Source organism: Hymenobacter baengnokdamensis (genome assembly GCF_008728635.1).
Lineage (GTDB): Bacteria > Bacteroidota > Bacteroidia > Cytophagales > Hymenobacteraceae > Hymenobacter > Hymenobacter baengnokdamensis.
Window position 1 is genome coordinate 4,389,708 of record NZ_CP044285.1, and the last position, 23,279, is coordinate 4,412,986.

Sequence of the window (23,279 nt, forward strand, 5' to 3'; positions counted from 1 at the left end):
TCGCTGCAGCGGCTGGCCAAAGCCCCGGTTCCGCGCTAGCGGGGCCGGGGCTTTTTATAGACCATCGGGCCGTAGGCGCCGTTTATCTTTGCCAGCATCTTCAATTGCCTCTACCTTATGATTACGCGCCAGGAATTTCCTTATCTGCAAGAGTTACTCATCAACGACGCTTACGCCGTAAAGGGCCTGCGCGTGTCGGTTTTTGAGCCGGGGCAGGAGTTCAAACATCTGGTGCTGACTGGAAGGAATGGGTCGGGGAAGACGACGGTATTGCGAGGGATTATGGAAGCAATACAATATGACGCTAACAATGAAGAAAGCGCAGCTGAGCATAGTAGCTGGCTACTATCAGTACTTAAACGTGGAGGTCACTCTAAAAGGAAAACCGATTCTTTTCAGAGGCAGCTTAACGAGATTGGTAGAGTAACACTGTCTTATTTAAGTTTACCACAGAAGTTGCTACAATTCCAGTTTGGTACTATCCTTACGTTTTTTGAAGCTACTCGCAAAGTTCAAGTCAGAGATGTGGCAACAATTGCTCGCGAAGACGAGCTAGAAAAGCAGCTTTTACAACCACAGCCCAATCAATCCCCAGCCGAATTATTCAAACAGTATTTAGTCAACAAAAAAGTCTTCCAGGTCTTCGACACTATGGAAGGCAAATCGGAAGGCGCGAAGCAACAGGAGCAATTTTTTGCCAATCTCGAAGAAACCCTCGCCAAAATATTCGAAGACCCCAGTACCAAGCTTGAATTTGTCCGGGAAAACTTCGAATTCTACATTAACCTTTCCGACGGGCGGCGCTTCACCTTCAACCAGCTTTCGGCTGGCTTTTCCGCGTTTTTAAGCATTCTGACCGAATTATTGATGCGCGTCGACCTGCTGCGCAAGCAGGCCAACGACTACACCTACGACCCCTGCGGCTTTGTGCTCATTGATGAGCCCGAAACGCATCTGCACCTGGAAATGCAGTACCAGATACTTCCGCTGCTCACTGGCCTCTTTCCGAACCTGCAATTCATTGTGGCTACCCACTCGCCGGCGGTAGCGTCGAGCATTAAAAACGCTACGGTGTTTGACCTGAGCACCGGGCAGACGCTAGGCGACACGGCCGCCGGCTCCTCGTTTTCGGAGTTGATGCAGACACACTTTGGGTTGGCAAATGAGTATTCCAACGTGGCCGACAAGATTCTGGAAGAGGTAGCTGAGATAAGTGGAATGGCCGACCGGCCCGCCGCCCTGGCGCGCCTGAAGCAGTTGCTGGAGCAGCAGGGCCGCTATATGTCGCCTGTACTGCGGCTCGATGTGCACGCCCATTTACTGCATTTGCAGCGCGAGCAGGCCGCATGATTGAACTGACGCGCCCGCCCGTGCCGGCTTCGCTCAACGCGCCGGAAATGCAGCAGTACGTAGCCGATTGCGCCGCTTATGCGACGGCCTGCGCCACCGCGCCCGCCCCGGCCGTAGTACCTGTGCCGGCCAAGCCCGGCAGCTACCGGACCTCCGACGTGCTACAGGCATTCGATACTTATTTTTTCAGCAAGTGCTACCTCACCGAGCAGTGGCACGGCAGCTCTTACGAGATGGATGTGGACCATTTCGTCCCTGTCAGCCAAGACCCAACGCTAAAATTTGATTGGAATAACCTGTTTCCGGCCGCTCATAAGGCCAACATGATGCGCCCGCGCAAGTGGCCCGCTGGCGGCTTGCTCGACCCCTGCCGCGATGCCATAGCCACCCGGCTACTGGCGACCATCGGTGTTAATGGCCGCGAGCCGCGCTTTGAAGCCGCTGACTATACTGACCAAGCGGCTGCCAACACGGCGGCCCTACTAAACCTGCTCCATAATGGGCGCGCCGGTGAGGAAGAGTCGCAATTGAATACGCGCCATTTGCGCGTGACAACCCGGGAGCGCTATGACCAGGTATTGCACGCTATTTTGAATTTCCAACGGGCCGAAAGGAACGGCAATGCTCAACAGTTAGCCAATGCTCGCCGCAACTTGGGTGCTCTATTATCGCGGCGGGCGCCCTTTACCCAGCTAATGCGGGCGATGTATGCAGTCCAAGAATACGTGCCGGTGGATTTACTGGATTAATGCCCTTTAACTAGCGCTCCCTTGCACATTCTGCACCTGCCCAAGTGGTACCCGCACCGCTACGACGACCAGGATGGCGACTTCGTGGCCCGGCACGTGGCGGCCATCGCGGCGCAGCCGGGCATCGAGTCGGCGGTGGTGTTTGCGGCCGTGGCGCGCGGGCCGCTGCCCCAGCTCATCGACGCGGAGGTTGACCTGGCCGGCCCGGTACCCACCTGGCGCTACTACTACCGTGCCCGGCCCACCGGCTTGGCCCCACTCGATAAGCTGCTGAAGCTGCTGCTGTGGCTGTGGTGCCAGCGGCGCGGGCTGCGGGCCGTGCGCCGCCACTGGGCCGGCCGGCGGCCCGAGGTGGTGCACGCCCACGTACTGCTGCGGCCGGCCGCGCTGGCGTGGTGGCTGCGGGCGTGGCATGGCATCCCGTACGTGCTCACCGAACACCAGACGGCCCTGCTACCCGCCAATGCGGCGCGCTTGGGCCGAGCGCGCCGCTGGCTGGTGGGGCAGCTGGTGCGGCGGGCGGCGGCCAGCCTGCCCGTTTCGCACGACCTGGCGCGGGCGCTGGCGGCGCTGGGCGGGGCCAATCCGCGCACGGTGGTGATTCCCAACGTGGTCGATACGCAGCTTTTTTACCCACCCACCGCGCCTAGCGAGCCGCGCTACGGCCTGCTGCACGTGGCGGCTTTCAATGAAAAAGCCAAAAACCTGAGCGGCCTGCTGCGCACCCTGGCCCACTTGCGGGCTGCTGCCCCGCCCCTGCCGGGCCTGCACCTGCGCATTGCGGGCTATGGCCCCGACGAGGCGCAGCTGCACCAGCTGGCCGCCACGCTCGGCCTGTTGGCCGATGGCACCGTGGAGTTTCTGGGCAAGCTAACACCGGCCCAGGTAGCCACCGAGATGCGCCGGGCGGCGGCCCTGGTCCTTTTTTCCAATTACGAGAACCTGCCCTGCGTGCTCATCGAGGCGCAGGCCAGCGGGCTGCCCGCCGTGGCTACCCGCGTGGGCGGCGTGCCCGAGTTATTGCCCTCCGACCGCCTGGGCCTGCTGGTGCCGCCCACCGACGAGGCGGCCCTGGCCGAGGCCCTGCGCACGGTACTTACGGCTCCGGCCGGGCGCTTCGACACCGCCTCACTACGGGCGCGGGCGGTGGCCGAGTTCAGCTACCCGGCGGTGGGCCGGGCCTTCGCGGCGGTATATGCCCGTATTTTGGGGCTATGAACCTTACCCGCTCGCTGCTCGAAGCCACCGTAACCCTGGTTGTGCTGATGGGCCTGTCCCGTTGGGTGTTAGGAATTTTTGGCAAGAAAACAACTGTCTTTCATGCCACCGCGACCCGGCAGCTAGTGCTGCTTACCTGGCCGCTGCTGGCCGTGGGCACAGGCTTTGCCGCCGCCGGGCCGGGCCTGCTGGCTCCCACCGCCGCCGAGCGCGGGCTGGCCTGGGCGCTGCTGGCCGCTATTTTGGCGCTGGCAGTGCCGGCGCTGGTGCTGCACCTGCGCTACTATACGCTCAACGCCGCTACTACGCTGGTATTTGACCCGCTGGGGGGACGGCTGCAGGTAGCTTTGGACGACGTATTAGCCTACGACCCGGCCCGGCAAGGCTGGCCAGGGCCGGGCCCCGTAGAGTGGAGCCGCTGCCGCTGGTCGGGCGTTTTCTGGCGGCGCTACGAGTACCTGCGGCTGCCACTGCCTCAGGGTGATATCATTCTGACTACCTTGATGCTATCAGACATTCAGCCCCTGGTGCGCTACCTGCGTCATTTCGGCGTAGAGGTGCAGGAGCGTCGCCGCGCCTGGGCGTGGGTGTAAGGAAAGCCGGGAAAATAAAACTGCTTGCTTCGGCCGCGCCCATCTCCCGGCTGGCCCCGACCTTTGTGGCATGGCTGATTTTTCTGCTTCAACCCCTCCGCTGCTGCATTTTCTTGACCAGGGCAACCCGGCAGCTACCCCGCTGGTGATTCTCCACGGCTTGTTTGGCACCCTCGACAACTGGCATACGCTGGCCCGGCGCTGGGCCGACGAGGCCGGCCTGCGCGTAGTGTCGGTCGATTTACGCAACCACGGGCGCTCGTTTCACTCGCCCGAGCACAGCTACGCCCTCATGGCGCGGGACGTGCTCGCCCTGCTCGACCACCTACACCTTGACCCAGCCCGCCTCACCGTATTGGGGCACAGCATGGGCGGCAAGGTGGCCATGTGCCTGGCCCTGGGCTACCCCACTCGCCTGGCCCAACTAGTAGTGCTTGACATTGCGCCGCGCTTTTCTAATATGGAGCACCAGGATGCCATTATTGCCGGCTTGCAGGCGGTAGACCTCCGCACCATTCAAACCCGGCAGCAGGCCGAGGCTATACTGGCCCAACGCATTCCGCAGGTAGGCGTGCGCCAGTTCTTACTCAAGAATCTGTATCGTCGTGAAGACAATTCGTTTGCCTGGCGCATCAACTTACCGGTGCTGGTAAGCCAGCTGGCCGCTATTGGTGAAGAAATCGGGGCCGCGCAGCCGTTCCTGAAGCCCACTCTGTTTGTGCGCGGTGGCAAGTCCGACTACATCACGCCCGACGATAAGCTGCACGGCATTCCGGCTCTGTTTCCCAACTCGCAGGTGGTGACCGTGCCCGACGCCGGGCACTGGCTGCACGCCGAAAAGCCGGAGGAGGTGTTTGCGCTGGTGAAAAGTTTTGTAGGTCACCTATAGCTGTCATGCTAAACTTTCACCCCTCTTGGTATGACACTCTGCCTCGACGGGGGCGTACCCTTCTGTTACCTTATCTGCAAGCCTTAGCCGTTTTCTTAGTGGTTTTCGGAGGGGCTACTGCTCTACTCCGACCATGGTCATGGGGATACAGGTGGTCATTGTGGGGGCCGCTAGCAATAGGCTTTGCTCTGTGCTGGTGGCTGTGGCGCCCTTGGGCGCTGTTAGCTACAAATATAAAGGGCGAAAGCAGGCGAGTACCTCTGCTATTTGTATGGGCGCTATTCGTAGCTCTGGGCTGGAACTTGCGCAACTACCTTCGCTACCGTGTGGGCGAAGTGCGCGACCTGCGTAGCGTGCGCGAACTAGCACAGCCGGGCGAAGCGGTATTTTTCAGGTTGCATAGCTCCTATTATGCCGATAGACCTCACCTGGGGCGCTACGCAGCCCCGCACATCTTCATATTGAAAGGCGGCAGCAAGCGCTTCGAAGCTTCCGTAGCCTACGCCTGCCCCTTGCTAGCCGCCGAAGCCGATACTGCCACAGCCCGGTTAGTCCCGCAAGCTCGGCTGCTACCGCCCGCCTGGCTAGTTTATTCGTACCAAAAGACGCTGGGCGACAACCTAGCGCCCGGTGAAGCTAATTGGCGCTTCGTCAACTTCGCTGCTCGCACCGATGCTCATTTCGATTCGCTGAATTTAGCCGATTTCACTTACCTAATGCGGCTTGAGGGTCCTGCATACGACCAATACCGGGCTGTGCGCGCCAGCGCACTAGCCCCTTACTGGGGCTCACCGCTGCTTCTACAGCCTATTCGGAGGCCATTCGCCGAACGCGGCTCCAGTACGGGGCATTTGCTGCTTTGGCTTATGCTGGCAGGTAGCTCTTTTATTTGTTTTCTGCTTCTGGTTATGCCGCTTCGCCCCGATGAGCTGGCCGCTGACCAACCCTAGCTGCTACCTCGCTATTCTACTTTCTCCTTTGCTTTACCTCCTTCCTACTCCGCTGGCCGAGGGCACGGCCCCGCAGGTGCTGCCGCCGCAGGTGGTGGCCGCCGTGACCTGGCTGCCCTATTTCCTGGTCGAAAATCTGCGCACCGCCCGCCGCTTTGTGAAGGAGGTAGCCCCGCACCGCGTTATTGAGGATATTCGGTTTGTGCTTATCGATAAGGATAGCACAGCCGCTCAGGTAAAGGCGGCCCTCGAACCATTACTAAAAGAAAATATAGCGGCCGGGGTATTATCCGAAGCGGGCTGCCCTGGCATCGCCGACCCCGGCGCGGCGCTGGCCCAGGAAGCGCACCGGCTGGGGCTGGCCGTGCGCCCGCTGGTGGGGCCGTCGTCGATTTTATTAACCCTGATGGGCTCGGGGCTCAATGGGCAGCGGTTTGCCTTTCATGGCTACCTGCCCATCGAGAAGGCCGCCCGCATCGCGGCTATCAAAGCCTTGGATAAAGAGGCGGCCCAGCGCGACCAAAGCCAGCTGTGCATCGAAACGCCCTACCGCAATGACCAGTTATTGAGCGATTTGCTGGCTCACCTCTCGCCCAGCACCCGCCTCTGCGTGGCTGCCGACCTCACCGCGCCTACCGAGTACCTGCGTACGCTGCCCGTAGCCGAGTGGCGCCGTCTGCCCGCGCTGCCACCGCTGCATAAGCGCCCGGCAGTATTTGCCTGGGGCAAGTAGCCGGCGGGTGCTCTGTGTAGCTGGCCGCTACACTACTGCTTACGCGTGGGCGATTGACTTAGCGCAGCTTCCAGGTAGGCTGCTTATTTACCGCTGACGCTGCCGCCGCCACTCACGTTTTTGGTGAGCTTGGGCGAGCCCAGGTAACGGATGCTGGCCCCGCCGCTGGCCTCGGCCAGCAGCACTTCGCGCACGGCCAGCGTGGCACTGCTGCCGCTGCCGGCCTCTATCTGGCTGCGGTTGGTTTGCAGCTCTTTGCCGTCAAACGTAGCCCCGCTACTGATATTGAGGTCAAAGCGCGGCGCCTGGCCGCTGACGGACACGACACTACCGCTGTTTTGGCGCACAATGAGCACCGCCACGTTGAGCGCGGCCTTGAAGCTGGCCCCCGACGAGATATCGAGCTGAAAATCGGGCGTGGCGAAGCTGCCAGTGCCCGTTACCTTAGCCCCGCTGCCGGCCGTGATGGCCGTGAGCTGGTCGGCCGTAACGGCCACGTGCAGCTTTTTATTGATGCGCGCGAGCTTACGGTTGTCGCGCTCATCGGGGTTGTCGTAATGAATATTGAGCACGCCGCTGGTAACGGTGGTCAGAATATGCTCGCGAAACTCGGCCGAGATGGCACTCACTTCCACACGTTGCGGGTGCCCGGCCGTTAGCTCCAGCTCGATACCCGTGCCAATATTGATGGCATGAAAGGCTTCCAGGGGTCGCACCTGAGTCGATAGCTCAGTTTGAGCCAGGGCCGGTACCAGAGTCAGCACCCACAGCAGGGCAGGCAGAAAATACTTTTTCATATATATATTAGGACCAATAATCTTTACCGAGCAGGCTATGCCTGGCAATCTGCAACAAGCGACTGCCACTCAAAGAAAGGACAAAGAAAGGCAGTTTGGGCCTGCCGCTAGCGCTTACTGATGCCTGAGTATGTTACCGGCCACTCACGCTGCCGCCGCTGCTGGTGTGCTTCGATACCTGAGGCGCCCCGCCGTAGGTAACGCTGCCGCCGCTGCTGGCCCGCGCCGAAAGGGTTTTCTGCACCTCCACAGCTACGCTGCCGCCACTGCTGGCTTCGGCCTCACAGTCGCTGGTACGCAGGTTTTTGCCGTTAAAGCTGCCGCCGCCGCTGGTGCGCACGCCCAGGCGCTGGGTGGTGCCGCTCACCACGGCCTCGGCGCCGCTGCTAAGCTCAGCCTGAATGGAAGCTGCTGCAAAGTCGCCTTTGAGCGAAGCCCCCGACGACACGGACAGGCGCAGGTCGGCGGTGGCATAGGCAGTGCTTTTTACCTGTAGCTCGGAGCCGCTGCTGGCCGACAGCCCGGTAAGCCGGGCCGCGGTAACATTCACGCGCAGCTTGTTGTGGCGGTTGTTGCGCCACAGGTCCGACGCCTGCATGTCGAATTTTACCCGCAGCACCCCATCCTCCACGGTGGTTTTGATACGGGCGCGGTTTTCGGGCGTGTCGGCCGTTACCTCCACGCGCTGGGGCGTGCCCGCCGTTACGTACAGCTCGATGCCGCTACTCACCTCCACCGCGTGGAAGCTAGACACGGCCCGAACCTCGGAGGACGTCTGGGCCAGGGCGGGCACCAGGGCCAGCAGCCAGAGCAAAACCGGGAAGAACAGATTTTTCATGCGCAAAAAGGGAGAAAGAAGAGGAAAATTGAGATGCTGGCCGGGTTACCAGCCCAGCGGCGAGTTCGTTACAAGCTGTTGGCTAAAAAGCTGCGCTTGTACTTGCCTGGCCTACGAGATGCGGCAAAGATGAGCGCCGTTGCCTGGCTCTTCAAGAGAATTATCCCAATCAACCTACCCCCTATACCAACTACCTATTCTTCGCGCCGAAGGCCAGAATGACTGATAGCCCGCTGCTTCGCAACCGGCTCAGTAGCAGCTGACGCGCCGTCGGCTACGCGCGCATTGCCTTTAAAGGCCGCTATCGTGGCTTCGCCCTGGGCCGCGATGCCGCGCCGGCCCAGCACCCGGCCCACCGTGCGCCACAAAATACTCATATCGAGCCAAAAGCTTTGATGCGCCACGTACCACACGTCAAACTCGAATTTTTCTTCCCACGAGATAGCGTTACGCCCATTTACCTGCGCCCAGCCCGTGAGGCCGGGGCGCACGAGGTGCCGCCGCGCCTGCCGGGGCGAGTACAGCGGCAAATACTCGGGCAGCAGCGGGCGCGGGCCTACCAGACTCATATCACCGCGCACGATATTCCAAAGCTGCGGCAGCTCATCGAGCGAAGTAGCTCGCAGCCAGCGCCCAATGGCCGGCAGGCGCTGGGCATCGGGCAGCAGCTGGCCAGTGGCGGGGTCGCGGGCGCTGGTCATGGTTTGCAGCTTATACAAAGTGAAAAGCTGCCCGCCCAGCCCCGGCCGCCGCTGCCGAAACAGCCAGGCACCGCCGTTCTGGCCGGCCGCCAGCGCGGCTCCTGCTGCCATCAGCGGCAGCGTGAGCACCACCAGCGGCAGGGCCACGGCCAAGTCGAGCAGGCGCTTACCAGGGTACATGGGTAATGGGTAATGGGTAATGAGTAATGAGTAATGAGTAGTAAAGAACGTCATACTTCATTGCGTTTAGTATGACGTTCTTTACTACCCATTACCCACTATCCCATTCCCTTTGCTTTCCTTTCCCAACGCTAAGCTCAACCTGGGCCTTTACGTAACGGCCCGGCGGCCCGATGGCTACCACGAGCTGGAAACTGTATTCTTGCCCCTGCCCTGGACCGACGTGCTCGAAGTACTGCCCGCGCCCAAAGGCCAGGTCGCCGCCAACCTTACCCTCACGGGCCGGCCCATTCCGGGCGAGGCCGCTACCAACCTGTGCCTGAGGGCTTATGAGCTGCTGAAGGCCGATTTTGCGGCGCTGCCGGCCGTGCAGCTGCACCTGCACAAAATAGTGCCCATCGGCGCGGGCCTGGGGGGCGGCTCGGCCGATGCCGCATTTGCCTTACGAGCCATAGCCGAGCTATTTGGGCTGCCGCTAACGACGGCGCAGCTCGAAAGCTACGCGCGAAGGCTTGGCGCTGACTGTGCTTTTTTTATGGAGAACACCCCTCGGCTGGCGCGCGGCAAAGGCGATATTTTCGAGCCTATTGACCTGGATATGCGCGGCATTGCCTGCGTGGTGGTGTACCCCAACCTGAACATCAGCACGGCGCAGGCCTTTGCGGGCATTGTGCCACAAGCGCCGGCCTACCCCCTGCGCGAGGCCCTGGCCCAACCCATGAGCAGCTGGCGCGCCACGGTCAGCAACGACTTTGAAGCCTCACTGGCCCCGACATTTCCGGCACTGAATAATATTAAGAATTTACTATATAATACTGGCGCGGTCTATGCCAGCCTCTCCGGCTCGGGCTCCGCGGTATACGGCTTATTTCCCGACAGGCCGGAGGCACCTGCCCTACCCTGGCCCGATGAATACCTGGTGTGGCGGGGCCGGCTTTGAATTTTTAATTTACAATTCCCACTGCTTCCTTGCGGGCGCGGCGCTGGTTCCACTGGTCGAGCACCGGATGCACCAGCACGCTGGCCAGAATAAGAAGAGTACCGATATAAAAGCCGCCCGACATTTTTTCCTGCCCGAAGCCCGGCACCCGCAGCACAAAAAGTGCCTGCGCCAGCACGATGCCATACACCGGCTCCAGGTTGATGGTCAGGTTCACCACGAAGGCCGAAATCCGCTTCATCAGCTCGACTGAGGACGAAAAGGCGTACACGGTGCACACGCCCGCCAGTAGCAGCAGCCACAGCCAGTCGTAGCCGTGCCAGCCCAGCCGCAGCCCCGCGCCCTGCGTGAAATAGCGGCTATAGACCGGAAAGAACAATACGATGCTCAGGCAAGCACCCAGCATCTCGTAAAACGTCAGCCGCACCGGCGCGTGGCGCTTCACCAGCTGCGAGTTGAGCACACTGAACAGCGCCGACAGCCCCGCCGAGGCCACTGCCACCAGCAGGCCGGTAAGCTGCGTAAACTCAGCCTGCGAAATCAGGTACAAACCCACCATCGCCAGCAACCCCAGGCCAACCTCGTAGGGCCGTACCCGCCGCCACAGCAGCAGCGGCTCCAGCAGGGATGTCCACAAAGCCAGCGTGGCCATGCCCGCCAGGCACACGCTTACCGAGGAAAGGCGGGCCGCCAGAAAAAATGTTATCCAGTGTGCTGCCACCAGCGCGCCCACGCCCAGCAGCCGCAGGGCTTCGGCCGGGGCCAGGCGCCAGCCCGTGCGCCGCGCCACCAGCAGGCCCACCAGCCCGGTGCTGGCCAGCAGCGTGCGCCAAAACACCAGCTCGACCGGCGGCACGGTAATCAGCTTGCCCAGAATGGCCGTAAAGCCCCACAGCAGGACGATAAAATGTAGCTTGAGGTAATCTTTGAGCATCGTCTTTAATGGGAGGAATACAAAAATGTGCTAATGAGAAAATGCTCCGACAACGCCTGGCAAGGTATCCGCTTCCCGAGCAAACCAACTTTTTAATCTCCGCATTTACCACATTCTCCCTTTTTCACATTCCTAAAAGCTACTTGGGCACCACCCGGTACAGAAACACCCCGATAACTGAGAATACCATCCCCGGCACCCAGGCCGCCAGCATGGGCGGCAGGCTGCCCACCGAAGCCAGGTTGCGCGAGAGCATCACGAAGATGATAAAGACAAACGCCAGCACGAAGCCCAGCGCAATTTGCCCGCCCACGCCGGCGCGGCTCTTGCGGGCGCTTAGCACCACGCCAATCATGGTAAGGATAATCGTATCGAAGGGGTAGGCATAGCGTTCGTACTTCACGCTCAGATACTGGGCCGTGTCGTTGGCGCCGCGCATGATTTTGGTGGCAATCAGGTCGTTGAGCTCGGGCGAAGTCAGCGTTTCGGCCAGGCGATAGGTGCTGGCAAAGTCCTTGGGGTACAGGTTGAGCGTGGTATCGCGGGCCGGAATAGTTTGCAGGGTTTCCCCGGTTTGGCCGTGAAAGGTGCGCACCGTCTGGGGCGTCATTTTCCATGCCTGCTTGGTCGAGTCCCACGTCAGGGCATCGGCCGTAAGGCGGCGGCGCAGAATGGTGCTGTCGATGGTTTCGAGCGCGAAACGGTAGCCGATGTTGTGCTCGGCATCGTAGCTTTCGAGGTAGGCGTAGCTGCGCGGCCCGATTTTGACGTGAATATTCCGCCCCTCAAACTTCCAGGGTTCCTGCACGTGCAGGTTTTCGAACTTCACTATCTCCTTGGTACCCTTCGGAATAACCCAGCTGATGAGCCCAAAGGTGAGTACCGCAATCACGCCCGCCCCCATGGCATAGGGCAGCAGTAGCCGCTCAAAGCTCATGCCGCTGGCCAGCATGGCCACCAGCTCGGTGCGCGCGGCCAGCCGCGACGTCACAAACACCACCGCGATAAAGATGGTGATGGGTGCCAGCAGATTGGCAAAATACGGAAAAAGGTAGATGTAGTAATGCGTAAAAACGTGCCAGAACGTGAGGTTGTGGTGCAGAAAGTCGTCGTTCTTCTCCGTGTAGTCAATCACGCAAATCACCGACACGAGCATCAGCACCGTGAAAAAAAACGCGGTGAGAAACTTGCCGATGATGTATTTGTCGAGGATTTTCATGACCGCAGATTTAACGGATTTAACGGATTTCGCGGATACGCCCGCAAGCGGGCTGACTCGCGGGGCGGGACTTAAATTTGGAAGGTGGATTTGACGAATCGGCGGTATTGCAGGGAAGTACTGCCGAAGTTTAAGAGGAGGCCTACGGGCAGGCGGTAGGCTTCGAGGTAGTTGATGATTTGAGCGAAGTGGCAGTCTGTCAGGTCGGTCGTTGCTTTTAGCTCCAGTAAGATTGGCTTTTCGGGCTGTGGGCCCTCTACCATGAGGTCAACGCGGCGGCTACCAATCTGCTGCCCCCGAAAATAGATGGGCGTTTCGACCTCACGGCGGGCCTTCATGCCCTTGCGCTCCAGCTCAATCGCCAGCGCCCGCTGATAAATTATCTCCGGGAAGCCCGTACCCAATATGCTGTGCACCCGCATCGCACAGCCAATAGCGCGATGCGTAAATGGCGTGTAGCCCGCTAAATCTACCCCATAAGCGGTGCCCGGCTCCGCCGCCAAACTACCAGGCCCGGCACCTGCATCAACCTGCACCCAATCCTCAAAACCCTCTCGCATACCCAAAATCATCAAAGTCAAAACCCTAATCAGCCCGCCCAGCGGGCGTATCCGCGAAATCCGTTAAATCCGTTAAATCTGCGGTCAAAGGCGGCGCATCAGCTTCTCCACCATCCCCTTTTTCCACTCGCCAAACGTGCCGGCCACGATTTGCTGGCGTGCTTCCTTCACCAGCCACAGATAAAAGGTGAGGTTGTGCTGCGAGGCAATCTGCGCCCCCAGCATTTCCTTGGCCTGAAAGAGGTGGCGCAGGTAGGCTTTGGTGTAGAATGTGCTGGCGTGGCCGCCCAGCGCCTCGTCGATGGGCGAGAAGTCCAGCTCCCACTTCTTGTTGGTGACGTTGATAATGCCCTGGGTAGTGAACAGCATGCCGTTGCGGGCATTACGGGTGGGCATCACGCAGTCGAACATATCTACCCCTAACGCTATATTTTCCAGGATATTGGCCGGGGTGCCCACGCCCATAAGGTAGCGCGGCTTGTCGGGGGGCAGAATATCGCAGACCAGCTCGGTCATCTCGTACATCAGCTCGGCGGGCTCGCCCACGCTGAGGCCGCCGATGGCGTTGCCGGCGCGGCCCTGCCCGGCCACAAACTCGGCCGATTGCCGGCGCAAATCCTTAAAGGTGCTGCCCTGCACGATGGGGAAAAGATTCTGCTCGTAGCCGTAGAGCGGCTCGGTGGTGTCGAGGCGCTGAATGCAGCGCGTGAGCCAGCGGTGCGTCATATCGAGCGAGCGGCGGGCGTAGTCGTACTCGCAGGGCCAGGGCGTGCACTCGTCGAAGGCCATGATGATATCGGCCCCGATGCGGCGCTGAATATCCATCACGCCCTCGGGCGAAAACAGGTGCTTGGAGCCGTCGATGTGCGAGCGGAACGTAACGCCTTCCTCCTTAATCTTGCGGGTGCCGCTGAGCGAAAACACCTGGTAGCCGCCGCTATCGGTAAGAATGGGCCGGTCCCAGCCGTTGAATTTGTGCAGGCCGCCGGCAGCTTGCAGCACGTCGAGGCCGGGGCGCAGGTACAGATGGTAGGTATTGCCCAGAATAATCTGGGCCTGCACATCCTGCTTCAGCTCGCGCTGACCCACGGCCTTCACGGTGCCGGCCGTGCCAACGGGCATAAAAATGGGCGTCTCGATAACCCCGTGCGCGGTAGTAAGGCGGCCGGCGCGGGCCTTGGTGCCCGGGTCGTGGGCTTGTAAGTCAAACGTCATTCTGACAAAATTACCGCCGACTTACCTTTGCGGGCTAATCCTGTGTTGTTACCCTCGCTCCCCCACCTGCCTCCCGCCTTGCTGCTGCTGCCCTTGCTACTGGTGCAGGGGTGGTTTTGGGGCCGCTATTTCCGGCCGTTTACGCGGCGGCCGGCCGAGGCGGCAGCCACTGAGCCGGGCCCCGATGCCCGGCCGGTCTCGATTATTCTTTGCGCACACAACGAGCTGGAAAACCTGCGCGAGCTGGTGCCGCTGCTGCTGCGGCAGGACTATGCGGCCGGCTTCGAGCTGGTGCTCATCGACGACCGTAGCCAGGACGATACGTACCTGTATGCCCAGCAGCTGAGCCAGTATTACCCTGGCCGCTTCCGGCTCGTGACGGTGACGCACACGCCGGCCGGCTTTTCGCCCAAAAAATATGCGCTTACCCTGGGCATAAAAGCGGCCCGCTACGAGCACCTGCTGTTTACCGACGCCGACTGCCGGCCTGTCAGCCCCGACTGGCTGCGGCTGATGCAGCGCGGCTTTAGCCAAAAAAGCGGGGCCGATATTGTGCTGGGCTTTTCGGCCTACGCCGAAGCCCCGGGCTTGCTCAATCAGCTCATCCGCTACGAAACCCTCCTTACCGGAGCCCAATACCTGGGACTGGCCTGGGCCGGCAAGCCTTATATGGGCGTGGGCCGCAACCTGGCTTATACCAAGGCTACCTTCAACAGTACCAAGGGCTTTGCCAGTCATATTCGCCGTCTCAGCGGCGACGACGACCTGCTGGTGCAGGATGCAGTAGCGGCGGGGGCGCGGGTGGCCGTGGTGGCCGACCCTGAAGCCCAAACCCTGAGCCAACCCGCCGCAACCTGGCGTGCGTGGTGGCGCCAGAAGCGGCGGCACCTCTCGGCCGGCAGCCGCTACCGGGCTGCCGACCGCCGCCGCCTGGCCTTTTTTATGGGCAGCAACGCCCTTTTTTACCTGCTGACGCCCGCCATTCTGGCATTTGGACTGTCCCGCGAAAACTTGGTATCTTTGGGAATAATCTGGTTGGCCCGAACATTGTTGCTCGGCTTTACTTATAGTGCGCTGGCTCGCCGCTTGTGCACCGCACTACCCGCGCTGGCTTTGCCCGTGCTCGATTTTCTTTACTTTGTTCTTTACTGCGCCTGGGGCCTTTCCCTGCTTAAGCGCCGCCCGCTCCAATGGAAGTAAACTCCGCTGACATTCAGAAACAGTTCTCGTCCAAGGCTAAGCATGACTTCAAGCTTATCCGGGCCGCCGTAGACCACGGCGATGAGAAGGCCTATGCTGAGCTGATGCACATCTATAAAAAGCCGGTGTTTCACGTCGTGCTCAAAATGGTGCGCAACCCCGACGATGCCGAAGACCTCACCATCGAGGCCTTCGCCAAAGCTTTCAAGAACCTGCACAAGTTCAACCCCGAGTTTGCGTTCAGCACCTGGCTGTTTCGCATCGCCACCAATAATTGCATCGATTTTATTCGCAAGAATAAAATCAAGACCATGAGTATCGACTCGGCCGTGAAAATGGGCGATGGCGACGAGATTCAGCTTGAGTTTCGCGACAACGACCTCAACCCGGCCGACACGACGATTAAAAACCAGAAAATCGAAATCATGCGCCACGTGGTGTCGCGCCTGCCCGATAAATACCAGCGCCTGGTGAGCCTGCGCTACTTCGACGAGCTGAGCTACGAAGAAATCGCCACTGAGCTAAAAGCCCCGCTCGGCACCGTGAAAGCCCAGCTGCACCGCGCCCGCGAGCTGCTCTTTGACATGGTGAAGGACAAGAAAGAGTTTATTTAATTTTGAAAGCCCTGACTTAAGTTGGGGCTTTTTTTATGCCTTACTTTTTCATCCTCCCAGTTTTTGTACTATGGCTCTTATTGTGGGTGATGGCCAGCGTAGCGCTACACTTCACCCGTTTTCGGCGCCTGGCACCCTATGGCTGGGCAGTCGTTGTGGGCTCATTGCTGGGCTTTATAGCAGGTAATGTCTTATTGCTGCCAGTATTATGGGGAGTGGCGCACGCGCCAATACCAGCAGCGGCTCAGGAAGCGCGGTCAATTGCCGGGGCGATAGTAATTTTTTTGGGTCCTTTTGCCGCTACTGCCGTCGGTGTGTTCCTGGGGGCGGCGGGCAGCGTACTGCTTTTGGCATTGCTACGGCGCCGGACTGCCTAATTTTACACTCTTATGTCCCTTCTCACCCGCTACTTTCCCGACCTTACCAAGCAGCAGCTGGCCCAGTTTGCGCGCCTCGAAACCGAGTTTAAAGCCTGGAACGCGCAGATAAACCTGGTGGCCCGCACCGACACCGACAACCTGCTGGAGCGCCACATTCTGCACTCGCTGGGCATTGCCAAGGTGGTGCAGTTTCCGGCCGGCAGCGCGGTGCTCGATGTGGGCACGGGCGGCGGCCTGCCGGGCCTGCCGCTGGCGATACTATTTCCGGAAGTGCAGTTTCACCTCGTCGATAGTATCGGCAAAAAAATCAGGGCGGTGCAGTTTATGGCCGCCGACCTGGGCCTGACCAACGTGACGGCCGAGCAAATCCGTGCCGAGCAGGTGCACACCAGATTCGACTTTGTGGTGAGCCGCGCCGTGGCCCGGCTGGCCACGTTTCATCCCTGGATAGCGCACCGCTTCAAGGCCAAGCCCGCCCGCGGCGCCGGCCTCTACTACCTCAAGGGCGGCGACCTGACCGAAGAGATTGCCGAGAGCGGCCTGGTGGCGCGCGAGGTGAATTTGTCCGATTTTTTTGAGGGCGAGTTTTTCGAAACGAAAAAAGTAGTGGTGGTGCCAGTGTCGTAGACCGTCCCGAAAGCTTCTGTTGTCAGGGCGCGCCGTGGCGGGCCAAGGGCTGCCCACCACAGCTTATTTTTCCGCTTCCGGCTGCGCAAACAGCTGTTGCAGCTTTTCTATCAGCTCGTTGCGTACTGCTTCTTCCTGCCCGGGCACGGTATGCACGCGGAAGGCGACGGTCATGGTAGCGCCGGGCTTGAGGGAGACGATGCTGACCTGGGCGGCGGGGTCGGCCAGGGCCTGGCTGGTGCGCTGCATCAGCGGCAGGGCTTGCTGACGCAGGGTATCGAGGTTGGTGGCACTGTCCATTTCCAGCGGCACTTCAACCAGTGCCTGCTTGGGGTGGGCTTTGTTTACAATAACACCGTTGGACGTAGCGCCGTTGGGCAAAATGACGGTATCGCCCTGCGAGGTGAGCAGGATGGTATTGAAAATCTGGATGGCTTGTACGGTACCACTTTTACCCTGGCTTTCAATGACATCCCCGATGGTAAAAGGCTTGAAAACCAGGATAAGTACCCCGCCCGCAAAGTTGGCCAGCGTGCCTTGCAGCGCCAGGCCCACGGCCAGGCCGGCGGCTCCCAGAATAGCCACGAACGAGGTAGTCTCGAAGCCCGCCATGCCCGCCGCCGAAATGAGCAGCAGCACTTTAAGCGCGATGCTGAACATACTGGTGAGAAACGAGCTGAGCGACACATCGAGCCGGCTGGTAGCCACGGCCACCAGCCGGCTAAGCCAGCCAATAATCCACCAGCCTACGGCCAATAGCAGCACCGCCGAAAGCAACCGCGGCAGGTACAATACCGTGAGGCTCATGAGGCGTTCGAGGTAGACATCCGTATTGGCAAGGGAAAAAGCGGGTGCTACGGGCATAGAAACAGCTAGTTACTATATAAGATATTACCGATAACTTATCGGCCGTATTGCTACGCTAAATTTAGCGCAAATTTCAGGTCCGGGCACAGCCCACCCGGTACGCGGAGTTGGAAACGGCGCTAAGCCGCGGCTCAAAAACAGTTGGACCACTCACGGGCAGGCAACTTAGTGATAATACTGCTTACTGCCTTGCGTGATGCCCCACTGCTCCAGCATGGCGGCATTGGTGGCTGAGGTAGCCGGGTCGGTAATCAGATTCCAGGAGAGCACCGTACAATTTTGGTCAAGATGCACAACCGGCTGATTAGCCGGTGCCCAGGCCAGCTGCGTAAGGGCAGCCCGTTCGCAGTCGTTGCCATCGGCTACCTGTAGCTTGCGGTCGGCATTGGCATAAACAAAAAATACTGCCGCCACGCCCACCGCGTAGGCAATACGGGCCCGACCAGCCAGGTTTTGCAGCAGGTAGCAGGCCGAGAGGGCATAAAAGAAAATCAGCCCCAGCGTAATGGGCGAAATGGAGTCGAAGCGCAACAGATAGGGCCGGTAAGTGCGGTAGCCGCCCAGTGGCAGCAATAGCACATACGCCAGCGCAAACCAGCCCACCCAACGCAGCACCAGCCGAATGCGGCGGTTTTCGGGCGTGGGCGCGGCCCAGCGGCGCAACAGGTAGGCATTGCCCAGGCACACCACTACCAGCAGCGGCATTCCCAGCTTGCCGGTTAATTGCTTAAATACGCCCATTGGCAGTAGCTGATAGCGCTCCCAGAGCGTGCGCGTATGCTCAAGGTTTTCCGCATTATTGCGGCCTATGTAGAGCGAGTAGGCGCACAGCAGCCCCAGCAGGGCCAGCAGCAACGCGGGCTGCCAGTGCGGGACCAGCGGAGCGGGGCCGCCGGCCCGCTGCGACAGCCGGCGCACTCCAATGCCTAACAGCAACACTGCTACCACCCCCGGAATAATCGGCCCGTTGAAAGCCAGCACTAGCAGCAGGCCCAGGCTCGCCACCATTCCCAAGGCCGACAGCCGCCACGGCTGCCCCTGAGCCAGCCGGTAGAAAGGCAGCAGCCACACCAGCAGCAGCAGCAAGGGCCACGGATAAAAGAAGGTATAGGAGATGGCCTGCGGAATAATTGCCATCTCACCCGCGTAGCCCTGCGCCTGAAAAAAAGGCGCGAGCAGCGCCATCACCAGCCAGAGCCGCCAGCTGCTGAGCTGGCCGGTGCCGGTAGCATACACGGCCAGTACATACAGCAGCAAGGCCTGCACCAGCACCGAGAATATAGCCGCCGCCGCATATAAGCTGGCGATGGGCGTAAGAAAAGCGTGCAGCCAACCCGGCACCAACCGGAAGTAGGCGGCCATGCTGGCGTGCGCAAAGAACCGATTGGGCGCCGCATATACTTCATTCTTAGCCAGCACTGCCCAGCCAAACGGGTCGTGCAGCACGGCGGCATAGTGCGGCGCCGGCAGCACGATGGCCGTCAAATCACCATCGAGCACCATGCGATTGTACTGCACGAAGGTGCAGCCAAGGTCGGCCAGCACAAACAGCACGCACACCACCAATAAGTAACGGGTTTTCATAAGAGTTTGGCAAACTTAACTTTAGGGCTGAGGCAGTAAGCGCGGGGCCACCGCGCAGTTAGTAGTTACTGAGTTCAGCGGTCAGGATTTTATCGCCTATTTCGAGCTGCTGCACTACGTTCATTCCTTGCACCACCTGGGCAAAGATGGTGTAGCGCCCGTCGAGGTGCGGGGTGGGCTGGTGCGTGAAGAAAAACTGGCAGCTCTCGGTATCCTTGCCGGCCGAGGCCAGGCCCACCGCCCCAGCGCCGTAGGTGAGCTGCGCAAACTCGGAACGCAGATTGTAGGGCGTGCTGCCCGAGCCATCGCCCCGCGGGTCGCCACCCTGGGCCACAAAATCGGGCACTACGCGGTGAAAATATAGCCCATCGTAGAAATGCTTTTTCACTAAGCTCACAAAGCTGGCGACCGAGCCGGGGGCTTCGGCCACTTTCAGCTCAAGCACAATAATTCCTTTGGTGGTCGTCATGCGCACTTTTTGGCCTACCGGAATAGTCTGCACCAGCGCCCAGTCGATGGGGTGCTGGCTGGCGGGGCCGACCGGCGCGGGTGTTTGCTTTGGAGCCTTGGTGAGCTTATCCAGCGCCTGCTGCAAGCCCAGCCAGGCCTCAATTTCGCGGGGCAGGGCCAGCTTACCCTGAGCCTGGCGTAAGGCAGCAAGGTCTTCGGGCTGCGGCGCGGGCACCAGCGCGGGGTTGGCAAAGGCCTCGGCTGCCGTGGCCAGCTGAGCTACGTCGCCGCCAGCCAGCGCCCGGCGCAAGGCGGCCGTGAAGTCGGCCTGCCGGGCGGCGGGAAAGCTCTTATTGCCCCGCAAACTCACCAACGCCGCCAACCCCGTACCCGGCACAATGGTGGGGCCGCTCGTAAGAGCCGCTTCCTTAGCCAGAAAATCGAATTGCGCTGCGTCTTCGCTAAGGGCGGTAAGCAGAGCGGCTTTCTCGTATTGATTAATCGTTTTTTGGTAGCGCCGGCGGATGGTATCGGCCAGCGCCGGGCGGTGCGCCGGGCGGGCGTGGTGCAATGCGGCCTGCAAGAGCGTGGCGCGGGTGCGCCAATGGGTAGCGCGCTGAACATAAGGCAGAAAACTGGCCTTTGCCCACAGGCTATCGGTAGGCGTCTTGAGCAGCCATTCGGCCGCTACCAGCGACTCCTGGGCCAGCGGCCTGGCCAGCGCCTGGTCTACGCTGGCTACTACGCCAATGAAAGAATGCAGCGGCAGCGCCCGCAAGGCAGCGATGCGCACCCGATGGTCGGCATCGGTGCTGGCTGCTTTCACCAGCGCCTCCCACGCCGCCGGCCGGCTTACCCGGCCCAGGGCCGACGCGCAATTCTCCCGCACGAAATAATCGGGGTCGCTGGCCACCGTTTTCAGCAAAATCGGCAGCGCCACCCGCGCCAGCGTTGAATCCTGGCCCCGCATGCGGGTGAGGGCGGCCGATGCGCCGGCCCGCGCCGGAGCTAGCTTCAGGCCGGGCTGGCCCAGCAATAGTACGGCCTGGCGCACCACCTCGGGCGTAGCCAACCCGCGCAGGCTGGCGCGGTACAGCGCCCAGGCCCGGCCAGGCGCGGCAGAAGAGTCGGGGCCGGGTATTTTCAGCATATAAAGCTGACTGACCGAATTTTTGGTGACGCAGCGGCCCAGCGCCTCGCAGGCAGCGCGGCGAGCTAGCAAATTTGTCTCGGGCTGAGCGAGGCGCTGGGCCAGGGCTGGCACGGCGGTGCTGTCGCCGGTCTGGCCCAGGGCGTAGGCAGCAGCGCGGCGCACGGCAGGGTTGGCATCCTGCAATAAGGGCAATAACGCGGGCACGGCTTTTTTATCCTGCACCGAGGCCAGGGCTTCGGCCGACACCGCCCGATAGGTGGCGTTTTTATCCTGTAGAAAAAGTAGAAGTGCGGCCGTCTTGCGTTCGTCCTGGGCCATGGCAATGCGGCGGCGCGTGGCATCGGCATAAGGATGAACCGGTGGTGCGCCAGCCGCCAGCAGCGGCAGCGCAAGAAAAAAAATAGGCAGAGGGCGCATATAAGCACGGGGTTGAAGCCGCAAGTAACGGGCGGCCCGACCTTTGTAGCTTCAAGCTGCCTATTATGCCTACCCCAACCGACCCGCACCAGCTCCGCATCCAGGATTTTCACTACGACCTGCCCGCCGACCGTATCGCGCCTGAGCCCCTGCCCGACCGGGCGGCCAGCCGGCTGCTGGTAAGCCGCCAGGGCGTTATCAGCGATACGGTTTTCCGTGAGCTGCCCGGCGAGCTGCCCGCTGATAGCCTGCTGATTTTCAACGATACCCGCGTGGTGCGGGCCCGGCTGCTGGCCCAACGGCCGAGCGGGGGCCGGGTCGAGCTTTTTTGCCTGGAGCCGGTGGCTCCGCACCGCGCCATTGAGCCGGCCTTGCAACAAACCAGCGCCTGCACCTGGCGGTGCCTGGTGGGCAATGGCCGGCGCTGGAAAAGCGGCCCCGTAAGCCTGGAATTTACAGTTGACAACCAGCCGGCTACGCTATGGGCCGAGCGTCAGGCTATCGAGGTCGGCGGCGAAAGCCTGGTCGACTTTCGCTGGGAGCCCGCCACGCTGCCGTTTGCCGAGGTGCTGCGGGCAGCTGGCCACCTGCCCCTGCCGCCCTACCTGCACCGTCCCGACACCGCCACCGATGCCGTGCGCTACCAAACGGTGTATGCGGCTCACGAAGGGGCCGTGGCCGCCCCTACGGCCGGCCTGCACTTTACCCCCGAGCTACTCGCCGAGCTGGCCGAGCGCGGCATTGCGACCGGCCACGTAACGCTGCACGTGGGGGCCGGCACCTTTCAGCCGGTGAAGGCCGAAACAATGGCCGACCATTCCATGCACGCCGAGCCGATTATTGTGCAGGCCAGCTTGTTGCGGCAGCTGCTGGCTCATCGGCCGCACCCGGTTATTGCGGTAGGTACTACCAGCCTGCGCACCCTCGAAAGCCTGTACTGGCTGGGGGCAACGCTGGTGCGCCAGCCCACTGCCGCAGCCGAGCTGCGCGTGACGCAGTGGCAGCCCTACGCGCCCCTGGCGCCCGGCGAAACCGACGTAGCGCCCGAAGCCGCGTTGCAGGCGCTCCTCCATCACCTCGATGCAACCGGCTCGGCGGCTATCGAAGCCAGCACGCAGCTGCTTATTGCGCCCGGCTACCGGTTTAGGCTGGCACAGGGGCTGATTACCAACTTTCACCAACCCGAAAGCACGCTATTGCTGTTAGTGTCGGCGCTGCTCGGGCCGGATTGGCGCCGGGTATACACCCACGCGCTTAACCACGGATACCGATTCTTAAGCTACGGCGATTCCTCGCTGCTTTTGCCCTAAGCATCGGGTTACTAGCTGCCTACAGCGAATTTGGCACGGCCTTTGAAAAGAAGCTGCTGTACGACGGACAACCCAGCTTAAGCTGCCTCGTACAATGAGTCGAAAACACCTTTTCCCCACACTTTCAGTCATGAAAAAAGTAATTCTGCTGCTCGCTACCTGCGCGTTTGCTACCGCGGCTATTGCCCAAACTACCCCCACTACCGAAGTGAAGGTTCGCGATAACGGTACTGTAAAAGCTACTACCAAAACCGGCAAAACCAACGTAGGCCAGGCCATCGAGAACACGGGTGAAGCTACCAAGAATGTAGCCACAAAAGCCGGCCACAAAATCAAGCACGGCACCCAGAAGGCTGGTGCCAAGCTAAAGCACGGCACCAAGAAAATGGAAGCCAAGACTGAGTAGTCTACCTTTTCAGCGCACAAAAAAAGCCCTGGCTTCGGCCAGGGCTTTTTTTGTGGGTTTCTCCTACCTGCCGGGCTGATTTTCGGGGGAATTCTCGCGTAGCTCGTACAGCACTTTTTCAACTACTCCGCGCCCGAAAATACTTACTCCGGCATTAAGCACTAGCAGGGCGCCGGTGCCGGCCAGTACCCACGCAGCAGCGGGCTTGCCCTGGGTTTTAAGCGAACCAGCCCAGTCAACCATGCTGGCGCCGGCCCCAATAGCCATCAGGCCTGCCGGCGCAAAAAGCAGCCACTTCTTTTTATGAGTCATATACGCAGCCGGATGGCTGGGAAAAGCAGCCCCCGCCTGACTAATACCATTCTGGCTGCGCGAGGGTTACCAGCAGCCTGAATTTCGCAAACC

Annotated in this window: 23 protein-coding genes; 12 read left to right on the forward strand and 11 right to left on the reverse strand. The window is 60.7% G+C overall.

Annotation, left to right across the window (positions count from 1 at the left end):
• The first annotated feature begins 117 nt into the window (after positions 1-117).
• The 6 genes from F6X24_RS18625 (at position 118) to F6X24_RS18650 (ending at position 6,482) form a co-directional block, all read left to right on the forward strand.
• On the forward strand, positions 118-1,350 hold the full coding sequence (locus F6X24_RS18625) for an AAA family ATPase (RefSeq protein WP_151089422.1): 1,233 nt from the start codon (positions 118-120) through the stop codon (positions 1,348-1,350).
• On the forward strand, positions 1,347-2,099 hold the full coding sequence (locus F6X24_RS18630) for a hypothetical protein (protein ID WP_151089423.1): 753 nt from the start codon (positions 1,347-1,349) through the stop codon (positions 2,097-2,099). The genes F6X24_RS18625 and F6X24_RS18630 overlap by 4 nt, the downstream gene beginning before the upstream one ends.
• A 21-nt stretch (positions 2,100-2,120) precedes the next feature.
• The gene (locus F6X24_RS18635) at positions 2,121-3,317 is read left to right on the forward strand and encodes a glycosyltransferase (protein WP_151089424.1); all 1,197 of its coding nucleotides are present in this window, start codon (positions 2,121-2,123) and stop codon (positions 3,315-3,317) included.
• On the forward strand, positions 3,314-3,910 hold the full coding sequence (locus tag F6X24_RS18640) for a hypothetical protein (protein ID WP_151089425.1): 597 nt from the start codon (positions 3,314-3,316) through the stop codon (positions 3,908-3,910). The genes F6X24_RS18635 and F6X24_RS18640 overlap by 4 nt, the downstream gene beginning before the upstream one ends.
• Before the next feature lie 70 nt (positions 3,911-3,980).
• Entirely contained in the window at positions 3,981-4,799 is an 819-nt protein-coding gene (locus tag F6X24_RS18645; RefSeq protein WP_151089426.1) for an alpha/beta fold hydrolase, read from the forward strand.
• A gap of 978 nt (positions 4,800-5,777) precedes the next feature.
• A complete protein-coding gene (locus F6X24_RS18650) occupies positions 5,778-6,482 on the forward strand; it encodes an SAM-dependent methyltransferase (RefSeq protein ID WP_317132499.1) in 705 nt (234 codons plus the stop codon).
• 83 nt (positions 6,483-6,565) lie between these two features.
• Here the strand turns inward: F6X24_RS18650 and F6X24_RS18655 are convergent, their stop codons facing one another.
• From F6X24_RS18655 to F6X24_RS18665, 3 genes are all read right to left on the reverse strand, one after another.
• The gene (locus F6X24_RS18655) at positions 6,566-7,279 is read right to left on the reverse strand and encodes a head GIN domain-containing protein (RefSeq protein ID WP_151089428.1); all 714 of its coding nucleotides are present in this window, start codon (positions 7,277-7,279) and stop codon (positions 6,566-6,568) included.
• A gap of 133 nt (positions 7,280-7,412) precedes the next feature.
• A complete protein-coding gene (locus F6X24_RS18660; RefSeq protein ID WP_151089429.1) occupies positions 7,413-8,117 on the reverse strand; it encodes a head GIN domain-containing protein in 705 nt (234 codons plus the stop codon).
• A 194-nt stretch (positions 8,118-8,311) separates the two neighbouring features.
• Positions 8,312-9,052, reverse strand: coding sequence for a sugar transferase (locus F6X24_RS18665; RefSeq protein WP_317132500.1), 741 nt, complete (start codon positions 9,050-9,052; stop codon positions 8,312-8,314).
• A gap of 58 nt (positions 9,053-9,110) precedes the next feature.
• Here F6X24_RS18665 and ispE point away from each other — a divergent pair, with 58 nt between their 5' ends.
• On the forward strand, positions 9,111-9,938 hold the full coding sequence (gene ispE / locus F6X24_RS18670) for a 4-(cytidine 5'-diphospho)-2-C-methyl-D-erythritol kinase (RefSeq protein ID WP_151089430.1): 828 nt from the start codon (positions 9,111-9,113) through the stop codon (positions 9,936-9,938).
• A gap of 4 nt (positions 9,939-9,942) precedes the next feature.
• Here the strand turns inward: ispE and F6X24_RS18675 are convergent, their stop codons facing one another.
• The 4 genes from F6X24_RS18675 to tgt form a co-directional block, all read right to left on the reverse strand.
• Entirely contained in the window at positions 9,943-10,872 is a 930-nt protein-coding gene (locus F6X24_RS18675; RefSeq protein WP_151089431.1) for a DMT family transporter, read from the reverse strand.
• A 139-nt stretch (positions 10,873-11,011) separates the two neighbouring features.
• Positions 11,012-12,091: an LptF/LptG family permease gene (locus F6X24_RS18680; RefSeq protein WP_151089432.1), complete on the reverse strand. Its 1,080-nt coding sequence runs from the start codon at positions 12,089-12,091 to the stop codon at positions 11,012-11,014.
• Positions 12,092-12,162: 71 nt separating this feature from the next.
• Entirely contained in the window at positions 12,163-12,651 is a 489-nt protein-coding gene (locus tag F6X24_RS18685) for a GxxExxY protein (protein ID WP_151089433.1), read from the reverse strand.
• Positions 12,652-12,735: 84 nt separating this feature from the next.
• On the reverse strand, positions 12,736-13,866 hold the full coding sequence (tgt, locus tag F6X24_RS18690; RefSeq protein ID WP_151089434.1) for a tRNA guanosine(34) transglycosylase Tgt: 1,131 nt from the start codon (positions 13,864-13,866) through the stop codon (positions 12,736-12,738).
• A gap of 42 nt (positions 13,867-13,908) precedes the next feature.
• On the opposite strand from tgt, the gene F6X24_RS18695 reads away from it, so the two are divergent.
• The 3 genes from F6X24_RS18695 to rsmG all read left to right on the forward strand — a co-directional run bounded on the left by F6X24_RS18695 (position 13,909) and on the right by rsmG (position 16,687).
• On the forward strand, positions 13,909-15,066 hold the full coding sequence (locus F6X24_RS18695) for a glycosyltransferase (protein ID WP_191906387.1): 1,158 nt from the start codon (positions 13,909-13,911) through the stop codon (positions 15,064-15,066).
• Positions 15,057-15,680 (forward strand): RNA polymerase sigma factor, encoded by a 624-nt coding sequence (locus F6X24_RS18700; protein WP_151089436.1) that lies wholly within the window; start codon positions 15,057-15,059, stop codon positions 15,678-15,680. Before F6X24_RS18695 ends, F6X24_RS18700 begins: the two co-directional genes overlap by 10 nt.
• A gap of 389 nt (positions 15,681-16,069) precedes the next feature.
• Entirely contained in the window at positions 16,070-16,687 is a 618-nt protein-coding gene (gene rsmG, locus F6X24_RS18705) for a 16S rRNA (guanine(527)-N(7))-methyltransferase RsmG (protein ID WP_151089437.1), read from the forward strand.
• Positions 16,688-16,750: 63 nt separating this feature from the next.
• On the opposite strand, the gene F6X24_RS18710 is transcribed toward rsmG, so the two are convergent.
• The 3 genes from F6X24_RS18710 to F6X24_RS18720 all read right to left on the reverse strand — a co-directional run bounded on the left by F6X24_RS18710 (position 16,751) and on the right by F6X24_RS18720 (position 21,158).
• Entirely contained in the window at positions 16,751-17,551 is an 801-nt protein-coding gene (locus F6X24_RS18710) for a mechanosensitive ion channel family protein (protein ID WP_151089438.1), read from the reverse strand.
• Between the two features lie 168 nt (positions 17,552-17,719).
• Positions 17,720-19,138 carry a hypothetical protein gene (locus F6X24_RS18715; protein ID WP_151089439.1) on the reverse strand — a complete coding sequence of 473 codons (1,419 nt, stop codon included), beginning with the start codon at positions 19,136-19,138 and terminating at the stop codon, positions 17,720-17,722.
• Positions 19,139-19,196: 58 nt separating this feature from the next.
• Positions 19,197-21,158, reverse strand: a complete 1,962-nt coding sequence (locus F6X24_RS18720) for a peptidylprolyl isomerase (RefSeq protein ID WP_151089440.1) — start codon at positions 21,156-21,158, stop codon at positions 19,197-19,199.
• A gap of 65 nt (positions 21,159-21,223) precedes the next feature.
• Here F6X24_RS18720 and F6X24_RS18725 point away from each other — a divergent pair, with 65 nt between their 5' ends.
• Together F6X24_RS18725 and F6X24_RS18730 are read left to right on the forward strand one after the other, a co-directional pair.
• On the forward strand, positions 21,224-22,468 hold the full coding sequence (locus tag F6X24_RS18725) for an S-adenosylmethionine:tRNA ribosyltransferase-isomerase (RefSeq protein ID WP_151089441.1): 1,245 nt from the start codon (positions 21,224-21,226) through the stop codon (positions 22,466-22,468).
• A 130-nt stretch (positions 22,469-22,598) separates the two neighbouring features.
• Positions 22,599-22,874 carry a hypothetical protein gene (locus tag F6X24_RS18730; protein ID WP_151089442.1) on the forward strand — a complete coding sequence of 92 codons (276 nt, stop codon included), beginning with the start codon at positions 22,599-22,601 and terminating at the stop codon, positions 22,872-22,874.
• Positions 22,875-22,937: 63 nt separating this feature from the next.
• On the opposite strand, the gene F6X24_RS18735 is transcribed toward F6X24_RS18730, so the two are convergent.
• Positions 22,938-23,186, reverse strand: coding sequence for a hypothetical protein (locus F6X24_RS18735; RefSeq protein WP_151089443.1), 249 nt, complete (start codon positions 23,184-23,186; stop codon positions 22,938-22,940).
• Positions 23,187-23,279: the final 93 nt, after the last annotated feature.